This window comes from Pedobacter anseongensis, assembly GCF_037482965.1.
GTDB classification, from domain to species: domain Bacteria; phylum Bacteroidota; class Bacteroidia; order Sphingobacteriales; family Sphingobacteriaceae; genus Pedobacter; species Pedobacter anseongensis.
Genome location: NZ_JBBHKB010000001.1, coordinates 1,476,721 through 1,490,850 on the forward strand (window position 1 = coordinate 1,476,721; position 14,130 = coordinate 1,490,850).

Below are 14,130 nucleotides of genomic sequence, written 5' to 3' on the forward strand. Positions count from 1 at the left end.
TTACCAGATAATTTGTTAAATTTAAGCCGGAGATGTCGAGATTTTTCTCCCTCAGTTTACCGATGGGAAATCTGCGCATCTGCGGCTATTATTTTTACACGTTAAATTAAAAGCTGTGAGTATAGGAGGCAAAATCAGGTTTTTGTTATTGATTTTTGGCATTTGCTGCATCATTACGGCATTATCTTTAGATCATGCCATTACAAAGGCAGATCTTTTAACTCACGAATCCAATAAATTACAAGAAAACCTTTCTACAAAAGAACGGATTATCCAAAATTTTCTAGCCGACCCTAATCAACTGAAAAAAGCTAAAGCTTTTGATAAAAACGGCGAAGATGCATTAAAATTTATAGATACTTATCGACCTCAAGGCATAAATCTTTTAGTTTTTGAAGAAAATTCACTCAAATTCTGGAGTTCATCTAAAGTATTACCGCCAATTAACAGTGTAAAAGAAGGAACTTCCTTTTACTCATCAAGAAATGGCTATTATGAACTGGTTAAAAAAACAGTAGATAATTATTCATTCCTGTTTTTTATCACCATAAGAACGGATTTTTTTATCGAAAACCAATATTTAAGAAATGAAATTACGCCTGAGTTATTCCCTAATCAAAGTTTAGATCTAGCAGGATTTACAGACAAAGAAACTAGAAATATTTTTACCATAAATAAGGATTATCTTTTTCAGGTAAAACTGAAAGATACCTATACTGGTGGTGTTTACACCAATATACAATTGTGGCTGTGGATTGTAGGGCTGTTTACCATTTGTTTATTCGTAAATTCCTATTGTACCTGGTTAGTGAATAGAGGATCGGTGATTACGGGAATAGTTATACTAACTATTTTCTTTTGCGCACTACGGCTTACCGATCTCCAGTATTTTTGGCTTAACCACCAGTTTAATTTAGAGATATTTAATCCCTCTATCTATGCACAGAGTGATTTACTGCCTTCTTTAGGCGATTTTTTATTAAACATTGTTGCCATTACTTGGATTTGTTTATTTACCTATACCCATCGAAAAAAGCTAAATGTGCCAAAATGGGCTTCCAATAGTAAATTAACAGGAATACTAGTTCACATTGCACTTTTACTCATCTTATCAGCAATTGCTTTCCTCACCGATGATGTATTTTTTGGACTTATCGATAACTCCCGAATAAACTTCGATCTTACCAATATCATTAACATCAATTTTAATAGTTTTATTTGTATCCTAATTCTATGCTTGGTTTGGTTTAATATTTTCTTAATTGCGAATATCTTTATCGAAGTAACTAAACTATTTATTTTATCCAATAAGAATAGATTAATCGTTTTCTTGGTAAGCCTTTCTCTCTTTTTTGTTTATAAGTTGATAGATAATTTTACGATTTATTTTCTTGTTTATGCGTTATTCATTTTTATTCTCTGCTGGAATGATTATGTACAACAAAGGAGGTTTTATATTGGCATATATGCTGCTTTATTCTTTTGCATGGCCTTCATTAGCGCATTAAAATACGTTAGATTTATCGACATTAAAGAACGCAGTGTTAGAAGTGGAATTGCCGAAAAATTATTTCTAGCCGATGAACCAAAAGTAATAAACTCCATTACCAGTTTCGAAAATAAAATATCGAAAGACTCACTAATCGTGAACTATTTTAAGCAATCGCAGCGAATACTGCCCTTTCAAATCCATAACTATATTGTTAAAAATTACCTGGATGGCTACTTGTCGCGTTACGATTATAAAATATTTGAATACGATAAAATCGACTCTGCCTTTAAAGGTGAAGATATTATCCCTTTATCAAATTATAGAGATTTAGTTCGCTCTGGCGCACTAAAAATTCAAGGCTCGGGTTATTTTTACCGTATCAATGATACGTTTGGCTTCCAAAAGTATTTCGGAATTATTCCCGTTTTTGAAGAAGGAAATATTCTTGGCTTTATGGTAATCGAACTTACCTCGCAACCCTATAACCATAATGTTAATTTCCCTGAACTACTTATTGATGGGAAATTGAAAAGCGATGAAGATTATAACCAATACTCCTTTGCATTTTATAAGGATAATAAGTTGTTTAGCCAATCTGGAAAATATACGTACGCTACTATCAATAAATTTTCTGGTGTTATCGATTCAGTTGTATTTGAGAACGAGTTTAATCCAGATTACAACCATGCTATTAAAAAGAAAGATAAATCGAAAGTTATTGTCATCAGCAAAGAACGAATGTCGTACACCACACGTTTGGTAACCTTATCCTTTTTCTTTATCGTATTTATTTGCTTCAGCGTGGTATTATATTGCTTACTATGGCTGTTTAACAACATAAATAATCAACAATCTGGATGGTTTAATATAAACCGGTATCTGATGATTAATGCCAATAAGATTTTATATAAAACTCGTATCCAAGTTACTATTGTGCTTGCCGTTGTGGCTACCTTGCTCATTGTAGGTTGGACTACTTTTTATTACATTAAAGATGAATACATCAAACAACAGGAAGACGATATCAGAGAGAAAGTGCGAAAAGTTCAATTGTCTTATGAGAAGCTTATTTCGCCCACTGGTTTAAAGAATGATGAAGACGCCGTGTATAAATTTAATGGGTTCGCCGAGGTTAATGCCACCTTTTTAAATTTATATAAAGCCGATGGAAGTATTTATATTACTTCATTGCCAAAAATGTACGAGTATAGCATATTAGGGCCAAAAATGTCTCCTAAAGCCTTTATAAATATACATTCCAACCAAAAATCAGAATTCATTAACACGTCCGAAAAAATAGGCAAATTTACCTATGCTGCAGGTTATGCACCTATTCGAAATGCTCAAAATCAAACCATAGGCTATATTGGCCTACCTTACTACAGTAACGAGGCCGATTATCAGGAAAAAATAGGCTTATTTATCAACACATTAATTAATATTTATGCCTTAGTATTTGTATTAATTGGCGTACTAGCTGTTTTTTTAGCCAATCAAATTACCCATCCTTTAACCTTTATTCAAGAGAGTATAAAGAAGACTAAGCTTGGAGAGCAAAACCAACCTATTGTGTGGCATAGGCAGGACGAAATTGGGTCGATGATTAAAGAGTACAACAAAATGCTTGCAGCACTAGAGATGAGTGCAGTAAAATTAGCTCGGTCTGAACGCGAAAGTGCATGGCGAGAAATGGCTAAACAGGTGGCTCATGAGATAAAAAACCCACTTACTCCGCTAAAATTAGGTGTTCAATTGCTAGAGAAGTCATGGAAAGAGCAAGATCCTAATTTTGAGAAAAAATTTGCCAGCTTCAACAAATCGTTTATTGAACAAATCGATAGTTTAGCAACCATTGCTTCAGAGTTTTCTAACTTTGCAAAAATGCCCGATACAAAGTTGGAAAATCTAGAACTTGTTCCAATAATAGAGCAAGCGATCCGTGTGTATAATTCTACAGATAATATTGAAATAAGTTTAACTAATCAGGTAAAAGCCCACTTAATTGTGCTGGGCGATAAAGATCAATTATTGCGGACTTTCAATAATTTATTAAAAAATGCTATCGAAGCCACGGAAGGTAAAGAGCGAGGCATAATTCGAATTAAAATTATAAATGATCAGAAGTTTGCCTTTGTTGAAGTTGAAGATAATGGGAAAGGGATAGATGAAGGCTTGCAAGACAAGATCTTCGTGCCAAATTTCACTACAAAATCTTCTGGCACAGGTTTAGGCTTAGCTTTTGTTAAACAAGCTATCGAAAACGCCGGAGGTACTATTCACTTTAATTCTGTACTGAATGCAGGAACAACATTTTATTTGAGTTTTCCGTTGGCTTCAGAATAATTCGTCATTATTTCAACCCAATCTGCCCTTTGCCCATTTCAAATCCATCACAATATAGAATAACCGAATAGGTGCCCTTTATAAACTCCTTAGGGTTAGTCCAGTCTATCGTAAATGTGGTGTCGTCGTTATTATAAGAAACTTGAAGTTTGTTGCTGTACTGCATTTGTTGACCATTGGCTTCAAAAAAGTCGTTATCATTTGCAATTAAATTTCCGGCAGGATCAAACACTCTAAGATAGATTTTCCGCAGCCCTTTCGTAGCAAGATCGTTTGTTGCAATCGTAAAATTGATGACAAATTTATTAGCGGTATTGGCTTTAGTTACTAAAACTAATTTGCCGTTGCTCTTAACCTTATATGCTGTAATGTTGATGCTACTGGTTTTTAACAGTTCCCCAACTTTCACTTTCGCATTTAAATTCTCATTTTGCTTTTCGAGTTCGTCGGCTTTTTGAGTAATTACTTCTGTGGTATTTTTTAAACTATCACGCTCGGTCTTCAAGTACGAATTTTCCTTCTCTAAGCGGATAATCTGATCGTTATAGTTTCTAACAAACTCTTTTAGCGCAATAATTTGCTTTTGGGCTTCTTCCAAATCGCCCTGGGTTAACTTTCCTTTTTGTAATGCAATTTTAAGCTCACTGATTTTATCTCTTGCTAGTTTTTGTTCTTCCTGTAGTTTGTCGTTCAGCGTAACATTTAGTGAATTAACTTTATCAAGCTCAGCTTCGATTTTCTCCACTTCGAGATTTAGCCGGTCTTTTTCTGTGCTTACGGTTACAAAGCGACTACTTTGTTGCTTATCCTTAAAATATAAATAGGCATTTACGCCTAAAAGAGCAATAATAACAAAGATTAAAATGTAAACTTTATTGCGATCAACTTTATTTACCTGGTCTTGTTCTTGCATGTTAAATTTGCTATACGCGTTGTTTTACATTTGCTAACTTAATATAAAAAAGTGAGAAGTGTAAAAAATGTAGCACTTTTGTATCAAATTTTTAAAAATTCCGTTAAATATTAACGTTAAATTCTGATGCAATTATACGTTAACTAAATAATATTTAAGCCGCTAATGATCAAAAGTATACTTTTCGCATTTTTAATCACTTTTACACTCTCAACTTTAGTTTTTGCTCAAACTAAAGAAACTATCCCCCCAAAACGCGAGTTTAGAGGAGTTTGGGTGGCAACAGTAACCAATATCGACTGGCCTTCAAGACCTGGCCTATCGGTTGATCAACAAAAGCAAGAACTAATAGGAATTTTAGAGCAACATAAGCAAACAGGTATAAATGCCATCATGCTTCAGATTAGGCCTACTGCCGATGCATTATATGCTAAATCTAGAGAGCTATGGAGCCATTGGTTAATGGGCAAGCAGGGTTTAGCACCTGCACCAGGCTATGATCCACTAGAGTTTGCCATCAAGGAGGCTCATTTTCGAGGGATGGAACTCCATGCTTGGTTTAATCCTTATCGCGCAACGATGAGCGCTAGAGCAATCACCAGTCCCGATCATATTACCCAAAAAAGACCCGAATTGTTTTATACCTATGGGGGCCAGAAACTTTTCGATCCTGGATTGCCAGAAGTAAGGGAATATATTGTGCAAGTAATTTTAGATGTTGTTAAAGGATACGATATAGATGGTGTTCATTTTGATGATTATTTTTATCCTTATCGTATTGCCGGGCAAAAAATTGTGGACCAAGCCACTTTCGCAAAGTACCCTAATGGGTTTAAGGACATTGAAGATTGGCGACGAAATAATGTCGATCTTTTGGTGAAAATGGTAAATGATAGCGTTCATCACTATAAAAAATACGTTAAATTCGGAGTAAGTCCATTTGGAATTTGGAAAAACTTCCGAGAAGATACATTGGGTTCTAAAACCAACGGATTATCTAATTATCATGAATTATATGCCGATTCGAGAAAATGGATTAAGGAGGGGTGGGTAGATTATATCAATCCACAAATTTATTTTACGTTTAGCAGGGCAGTTGCGCCTTTTGGGGTGCTCTTAGATTGGTGGGGCAATAACACCTTCGGTAGGCATTTATACATCGGTCAGGCCGCCTATTTAGTGCATAATCCTTATGCTAAAGGAGAAGCAGCTTGGGGTGTTTATAGCGAAATTCCCAATCAAATTAGAGCAATACGTAACAATAAAAGAGCACAAGGCAGTATTTTCTTTAGCTCTAAATCATTATCAACGGTAGCAAAAAGCCTTGCCGATTCGTTAAAAGGCAATTTTTACAAATATCCAGCTTTGCCGCCTCAAATGCCATGGTTAGACGAAATTGTGCCAAATGAGCCACTAAACTTTACCGCAGAAGCATTAGGTGATGGTGTACATCTAAAATGGCTTAAACCTACTATGGCAAAAGATGGAGAAACGGCTTCAGGTTATGTAGTATACCGATTTGAAGAGGGGGAAAAGCCCAGTACAATTAATCCTAAAAACATCATTAAAATTAGTTTCGAAGAGTATCCATTTTATTTAGATACAAATGTAGAAAAGGGAAAAAGATATACCTATTTGGTAACTGCATTGGATCGCTTAAAGAACGAAAGTGAAGGGAGTTTGCCTGTTGGGGTATTAACAAAATAGTAGTAATTTTTTACCACATAACCACATAGAATTTTATTTATATTTGAGAAGTCATCCACTTTTTATTACTTAATAACAATAAAATAGGATGACTAAGAAAAATATTGAAATCGGAACAGGTTTAAGATGTGATTTATTTATAGCAATTATTAACCTATATGAATTGTTAGATGCACCAAAAGGAAGTCTGATAAACTTCAATTCAGCTAATGTGTTTAAAAACCATGTGATCTATGTGTTTAGGTGGTTATAAATGGATAAGCTAGATGTTTAACCTAGCTTATCCTTTTTGTTAACTATTTCTTCTCAGGCAGCAACACTAAACGAATATAGTTCTTTCCGCTTAAGTAGGTGTTAGCAGCTTCTTTTAAGCTTTCTGGTGTTATTTTCTTAAGCGAATCGATATAAGTTAACACTTTTTTAGGGCTTTCTTCATTCTGTGCAGCATTTACTAAGGTTCCCAACCAAAACTGGTTCGATTTTAACGAGGTTTCAGTAGTTCTAGTTTCTTCGGCAACAAATTTCTGAATATCCACGGCAACAGCTCCGTTAGTTTTAATCTTATTGATTTCATCCAATGTAGAGGCAATAAGTTTTTCTACATTCTCTGGTGCACAGCCAAAAGTAATCGTTAAACTATAACGATTAGTGGGGAATTTGCTATAAGATGCACCCGCATCTGCACCATACACGCCTCCTTCATCCTCACGTAATCGCTCAATTAATTTGATGGTCAATACTTCAGCCAATGCATCTAATTGATTGTTATTAGTTTCATTGTAGGTGTAATCGCCCGAAAACACCAATCTAACAGTAGCTTTTGGCTCTTGACCTTTATAAACGGTTTTACTAATCACGCCCGAAGGAGTTTTTATGCCTAAATTAACAGCCTTTTCTATACGGTTAGTTGAAGGTAATCCGCCTAAATATAGCGCTAACAATGGTTTTATTTTATCTACTTCGAAACTTCCCACTACGGTAAACGTAAAATCGCTCGCATCTGCAAAACGCTCTTTGTAAATTTCATAAGCACGGTCTAGATTAATTTGATCAAGTTTAGCAAGCGATGGACCCGTTCTTCTGATGCTGTAATTCCCTAATACTGCCGATACAGTATCGCTAAAAACACTATTCGGGTCGCTTTCTCTATTCGCAAGATTTCCTTTTTGTTGCGTTATAATGCCTTTGAAAATCTCCGGATCTTTCCGTGGAGCCGTAAAGTATAAATAGGTTAATTGCAAAGCCGTTTCTAAATCCTTTGGTGTAGTAGATGCCGAAATTCCTTCTGAGCGCTCACCGATCATAGGCGATACGAATACAGTTTTGCCGGTTAAAAGTTTAGGTAATTGTATAGAATTAAATTCGCCTACACCACCACGACTAATCACCGTTGCAGCATTAGCGGCGGATTGATAATCAGCATCACTGTATAAAGAGGTTCCACCCGGACTAAACGCATAAAAACTAATTTCATCATTCTTAAAATCAGTAGGTTTTAAAATTACCTTTATACCGTTCGATAATTTTAATTCGGTTACACCAAGCTCGGGAATAGTTGTTTCTGAAACTACTTTACCTGAAACTGGTTTTTTTGCTAATAAGGGCTTGTCAGACACCTGATCTATATAGGGGGTAATGTTGTCTTTTAATACACTATTAATCCATTCATTAACCGTTGCTTCGCTTGGTAATTTATCCTTATCCTTCTCTGGGGCCATTACAATTACATCACGATTGGTGTTGGTAATATATTTTTTAGCAATTGCGTTTACATCGGCTAATGTAATAGCTGGGATGGTTTGCTTATAAAAAGCGTATTCATAGGCCATGCCCGGACTTACCGTCCCTTTCAAAAACAATTGAAGGTATTCTTGAACAAAATTATCTGATGGTGTCTTATCTTTTTCTTTATAGGCCGATTCTTGTGCGTTTAAGAAAGAAGCTTTTGCTCTTTCTAATTCAGTTGCAGTAAAGCCAAATCTCTTAACGCGCTCTACCTCTGTAAATGTAGTTTTTAAGCCCTTTTCAAATTCTCCAGGTTTTGCAGCTATAAATGTACTTGCAGCATCAAGGCCTGCTAAAAATCCTGAAATACTACTTCCTGCTTGTAAAAAAGGAGGGTTTGCTTGCTTACTTAGCTCAGAAAAACGTGCACCTAACATTTGATTGTATAAAGAACGAATAACCGAACTCTTTAAATCGGCTCTAGTTAATAACGGTTGTTCTTTGTGCTTAATTAAAATTTGAGCAACTGTAACTGGAAATTCTTTATCGGTTACCGTAATAAACTGATTTTTACCCGTTAAAGGAATACTATACTTAGTACGAGGTATTGGATTTGTAGGATTTTTCAAATCTGAAAATTTAGCCTTAATCATTTTTTCCATCGCAGCTACATCAATATCGCCCACTACAATAAGTGCTTGCAAATTCGGACGATACCAATCTTTATAAAACTGCCTAATCGTTTCTGGCTTCGAGTTCTTTAGCACCTCTTCTGTTCCGATGGGAAGTCTATTCGAATAGCGCGACCCATTAAAAAGCATTGGAAGATATTTGTCTTGCATTCGTTGCTGAGCACCTTTACCTAAACGTTTTTCTTCTAACACCACACCACGCTCTTTATCTATTTCTACTGCATCGAGTGTAGCATCCTGTGCCCAATCGCGCATAATCTGCAATCCATTTTTAACAATAGTAGGATCGTCGCTCGGAATTGGCAATTGATATACGGTTTCATCAAAGCTGGTGTAAGCATTTAAATCTGCTCCAAAGCGAACGCCAGTTTTTTGTAAATAATTAACCAATTCGTTTTTCGGGAAGTTTTTTGTTCCATTAAAACTCATATGCTCCATTAAATGTGCTAAACCGCGTTGATTGTCGTTCTCTAAAATAGACCCCGCTTTATTTGCAAGGTAGAGCACAACCCGGTTTTTTGGCTCTACATTTCTACGGATGTAATAAGTAAAGCCATTTGGTAATTTGCCCACTTTAACTGCAGGATCTAAGGGAACCGCAGGCTCAACAGTGCGTTTAATCGCAATTTTAGCGGCTGGTTTATTTTGTGCTTGGACAGGTTGAGCAAGGAAAATTGCCGCTAACCCGAGTAATAAAAAGTTTTTGTTGATCTTCATGTAGGTGTGTTTTTAATAGGTTGCTAATTTAAACTTTAATAATTATATTTTTCTTATACATTGCCCATAGGATAACATAAAAAAAGAGTACAACGAAAATGGCATAGGCCAGAGAAGCATTTATTGGAGAGAAATAGGGAGTAAAAAAAGTTTGATTAAACGCGCTTAAAGCCCCAGTTTTGTCGCCATTTTCGTTTTCTATTTTTATCATATTTATTAACCTTGGTAATAGCCCCGACACAAAAAACACGGTAATTGCGTTTACCCCATACACTACGAAAGGTTGGGTGAATCGAGTGTAGTTATTCGCATCAATAATCCAGTACGATAGGGTTAACAGTATAGTGGCTAATCCACCTGCATACAATACATACGAACTGGTCCATAACGCTTTGTTAATCGGAAATTCTAAATCCCAAAGTAGCCCTAGTAAAACCGCTGCAACTCCAGCAGAAAATAACCAAGCCATTTTTTTACCAACTTCAACATCTTTTCTCTTTAAATAGACGCCAACTAATACACCAAATAACGCTGTTGCAATAGCGGGTAAAGTGCTCAATATCCCCTCTGGATCCCAAGTTACTGACGATTTCCATAGATGAGCCTCGGTTAAAATGGTTCTATCTAGCCAAGCACCTAAATTGGTTTCTTTTTCTAAATTGGCATAGCCCAAGCCTGGCACCGGAACAAATAGCATTAAAAACCAATAAGTAATTAAGATAAGGATAAATGCCCTGTATATGTTTTTTGTAGACAGTTTTAAAAATAGGATAGAAGCAATAACAAATACTACACCAATTCGCTGTAGAACTCCAGGAATGCGAACATGTTGAAGGGAATCAATTACATCAAAATCTTTAAAATTTCTTGGAAAAAAAGCGAGGATAAATCCCAGGGTAAATAATATAAATCCTCGTTTGCAAGCTCTTAAGATGGTTTTGCTATGAGTTGAAGGATCTTCCTTTTTGCTACCCATGGCATAGGCAATAGATACCCCAACGATGAACAAGAAGAAAGGGAATACCAAATCTGTAGGCGTGCATCCGTTCCATTCGGCATGCTCTAAGGGTGCGTAAATATGCCCCCAGCTACCGGGATTATTCACTAAAATCATAGCGGCTACCGTTAAGCCGCGAAAAAAATCTAACGATAACAATCGTTGTGGTTTAGCTAATTCCATAGTTAAAATTTATATCGTACAAATGCCTCCATTGCTTCGTATTCGGCCATGCCTAAGCCGTCGTAAGCTTTTGCTGTTTCTCTATTTCGGTCTTCTGCTCTTTGCCAAAATTCTCGAGCATCATCGCCCGGAAAAACAGCCCTGTCTTTTTGAGATTGATGCTTAAAGATGGCAAATTTCTTCCGCTCTACTTCTTGTGGACTAAGCGGTACAGCCATTTCAATTTCATGCGTTTCAAATTCTAACCAAGCGCCCCTATACATCCATAGCCAACAATCGTTAACCCAGCTTTCGGTTTTTCGCAAGCGCCTTAAGGCTTCGATTACAATGTTAAAGCATACGATATGGGTTCCATGAGGGTCTTCAAAATCGCCAGCGGCAAAAACTTGGTCGGGCTTAATCTTTTGCAATAATTCCATCGTTAGCAAAATATCGGCCTCGGTAACAGGATTTTTCTGATTTTTACCACTTTCATAAAAAGGCAAGGCCATAAAATGGATATGATCGTCGGGCAAACCACAATAGCGAGCGCCTGCTATGGCTTCTCCTTTTCTAATTAAACCCTTTATGGTTTGTATTTCGGGAGTATCGATCTGGTTCGGTAGTTTTTGCTCCATAAATTGACGCATATTTTGGTACACGCGCTTCATTTCTGACTGCCCTAGCCCAATCTTCTCCGAAAAATCGATATTAAATTCAACAAAGCGCAGCGCATCATCGTCCCAAACCGCAGTGTTACCCGAAGTCTGATAAGCTACATGTACATCGTGCTGCTGGTCTACCAAGCGAATAAAAGTGCCACCCATCGAAATTACATCATCATCAGGATGTGGTGAGAAAATAACCACTTTCTTTTTTGCAGGTTCGGCTCTTTCAGGGCGCTGACTATCGTCTGCATTGGGTTTACCACCTGGCCAGCCTGTAATGGTATGTTGTAATTTATTAAAAATGTGAATATTAATGTTGTACACAGGCCCCTTTTCTAAGGCCAATTGGGCCATGCCATTGTTATTGAAATCGTCTTCTGTTAACTTCAAAATAGGTTTATTTAACTTATTGGCTAACCAAATCACGGCTTTTCGGGTTAATTTATCTGTCCAACTGCAATCTTTAACTAACCATGGAGTATCGAATCGGGTTAAGAGCGATGCTGCATCTTCGTCTAATATAAATTCAACGTTGTCAGACAACTGCAGATAGGTAGCAGGCACCTCACTAGACATTTCGCCTTCAACGGCTTTTTTTATAATTGGGGCCTTTTTCTGATTCCAAGCCATCAACACAATTTCGCGCGCCTTAAAAATGGTTCCAATGCCCATGGTTATGGCTTTGGTGGGTACATGAGATTTACCACCAAAATCTCTAGCCGCATCTCTTCGGGTTAAATCGTCTAAGGTTACCAGGCGCGTACCCGAGTTGGGTGCCGAACCAGGCTCGTTAAACCCGATGTGTCCAGTACGTCCTATCCCCAAGATTTGCATGTCTAATCCACCCACTTCCTCTATTTTTTGCTCATAGGCTAAGCAAAATGCAGGAATGTCTTCTAATTTTAGCATCCCATCGGGGATATGGATATTTTCTTTTAGGATGTCGATATGGTCGAATAAATGCTCGTTCATAAAATGAACATAGCTCTGTGCTGCGGTAGGTTGCATGGGAAAGTACTCGTCGAGATTAAATGTGATTACATTTTTAAAGCTCAAGGCTTCTTCTCGATGTAAACGAACTAACTCGGCATAAACAGCAATTGGTGTAGCTCCAGTAGCTAATCCTAAAACGGCATTCTCGTTGTTACGTTGTTTAACTGCAATGATTTTTGCAATGCGATGCGCAACGCTAATCGAAGCTTCCTTGGGAGTCGTAAACACCGTAACAGGAAGCTTTTCGAATCGGGTTTCCTCTAAGAGATTTAATCTTGCCATTTTTTATATTTAATAGTTAAACCTAGCCATAAATATAGTAGGTATTTATATAACTTGAATAAAATTAGATCCATATTCACTTTGTGATCTTCCATCTTCCTTATATTTCCTCTATAATAAGATATCTTCAATGGTTGAGGAGAGATCGATAATTCCTTTTTTTATGCAGCGCACTTATATTGCATATAAAAAGGAATTTATATAAGTTTGAGCGTATTTACCCTAATTTATTGCCGTGAATCCTACTATTGCTAAACTTTACGAAATTGCGCAAAAGCCTGCACGAAAAATTATTGGCCTTATGTCTGGCACATCCTTAGACGGACTAGATATTGCATTGTGTTTATGCAGCGGTTATGGCACTGAAACAAAAGTAGAAATATTAAATTTTACAACGCTAACATACGATGCCAATTTTAGAGCTGATGTAAGGAGCATTTTCGCAAAACGGGATGCAGATTTAGAAAAGGTATGCGTGCTAAATGAACTCATCGCTATCAAACATGCTGAACTCATTTTATCCGCATTGGCGGATTGGGGTATTTCGGCAAAAGAAATCGATTTAATTGCTAGTCACGGACAAACCATTTTCCATGCCCCTAAAATTCTCCACGGAAAAAAAAATTACCCAAATGCAACCTTGCAAATAGGAGATGGTGATCACCTTGCAGTTCATACCGGCATTATTACCATTGCTGACTTTAGGCAAAAGCATATTGCGGCTGGTGGAGAAGGAGCACCATTGGCGGTGTACGGAGATTATTTAGTTTTTTCTAAAAAGGGCGAAGATCGAATCATGTTAAATATAGGGGGAATTTCGAACTTTACCTTTCTACCGGCCGATGTCGATGCGGCTAAAGTATTTTCCACGGATGTTGGTCCAGGGAATACCCTTATGGATCAGTTTATTCAACACCATTATCCAGGTTTGTATTTTGATGAGAATGCAAAAAAGGCAAAACAAGGGAAGTTGAATGAAGAATTGTTGGATGCATTGCTCGAAAATGAATTTTTCGAGGCAGCATTTCCCAAAACCACCGGGCCAGAGTTGTTTAATTTAGCTTATTTATATACTGCTCAACAAAAGAGCAATACCTTTCATCTCAATAACGAAGATATCTTAGCAACACTTTGCCACTTTACAGCGCAAGGGATTATTAAAGCAGTAAAATCCACGCTAAATGGGTTGTTAACACCTAAGATCTTTATGAGTGGTGGCGGAATGCATAATCCTTTGTTGGTCGAGCTCTTAAAATGCGGATTACCCAGTAGTTCGTTCAGTACCACCGCCGATCTCGAAATCAATCCTGATGCCAAAGAAGCTTTGCTTTTTGCGTTGCTGGCTAATGAAACTGTTGCAGGTTCTCCAATCAATTTTGGCGAGCGTGAAGGTGTACCATCGGTTTGTATGGGGAAGATTTGCTTGCCAAGTTAATTCA

7 protein-coding genes are annotated in these 14,130 nt (G+C 36.9%); 3 read left to right on the plus strand and 4 right to left on the minus strand.

Going from position 1 to position 14,130, the window contains the following annotated elements:
* The first annotated feature begins 115 nt into the window (after positions 1-115).
* Positions 116-3,835, plus strand: coding sequence for a sensor histidine kinase (locus WG904_RS06610; RefSeq protein WP_339578503.1), 3,720 nt, complete (start codon positions 116-118; stop codon positions 3,833-3,835).
* Positions 3,836-3,842: 7 nt separating this feature from the next.
* Here WG904_RS06610 and WG904_RS06615 read toward each other — a convergent pair whose 3' ends face one another.
* On the minus strand, positions 3,843-4,748 hold the full coding sequence (locus WG904_RS06615) for a DUF8428 domain-containing protein (RefSeq protein ID WP_339578504.1): 906 nt from the start codon (positions 4,746-4,748) through the stop codon (positions 3,843-3,845).
* Between the two features lie 165 nt (positions 4,749-4,913).
* On the opposite strand from WG904_RS06615, the gene WG904_RS06620 reads away from it, so the two are divergent.
* Positions 4,914-6,455: a glycoside hydrolase family 10-like protein gene (locus WG904_RS06620; RefSeq protein ID WP_339578505.1), complete on the plus strand. Its 1,542-nt coding sequence runs from the start codon at positions 4,914-4,916 to the stop codon at positions 6,453-6,455.
* A 296-nt stretch (positions 6,456-6,751) separates the two neighbouring features.
* On the opposite strand, the gene WG904_RS06625 is transcribed toward WG904_RS06620, so the two are convergent.
* The 3 genes from WG904_RS06625 to nagB are packed head-to-tail and all read right to left on the minus strand — an operon-like array spanning position 6,752 to position 12,691.
* Complete coding sequence (locus WG904_RS06625; RefSeq protein WP_339578506.1) at positions 6,752-9,589, minus strand: M16 family metallopeptidase; 2,838 nt, start codon at positions 9,587-9,589, stop codon at positions 6,752-6,754.
* A gap of 28 nt (positions 9,590-9,617) precedes the next feature.
* On the minus strand, positions 9,618-10,769 hold the full coding sequence (locus WG904_RS06630; protein ID WP_339578507.1) for an acyltransferase family protein: 1,152 nt from the start codon (positions 10,767-10,769) through the stop codon (positions 9,618-9,620).
* A 2-nt stretch (positions 10,770-10,771) separates the two neighbouring features.
* Positions 10,772-12,691, minus strand: a complete 1,920-nt coding sequence (nagB, locus tag WG904_RS06635) for a glucosamine-6-phosphate deaminase (RefSeq protein WP_339578508.1) — start codon at positions 12,689-12,691, stop codon at positions 10,772-10,774.
* Positions 12,692-12,926: 235 nt separating this feature from the next.
* Here nagB and WG904_RS06640 point away from each other — a divergent pair, with 235 nt between their 5' ends.
* Positions 12,927-14,126, plus strand: coding sequence for an anhydro-N-acetylmuramic acid kinase (locus WG904_RS06640; RefSeq protein ID WP_339578509.1), 1,200 nt, complete (start codon positions 12,927-12,929; stop codon positions 14,124-14,126).
* Positions 14,127-14,130: the final 4 nt, after the last annotated feature.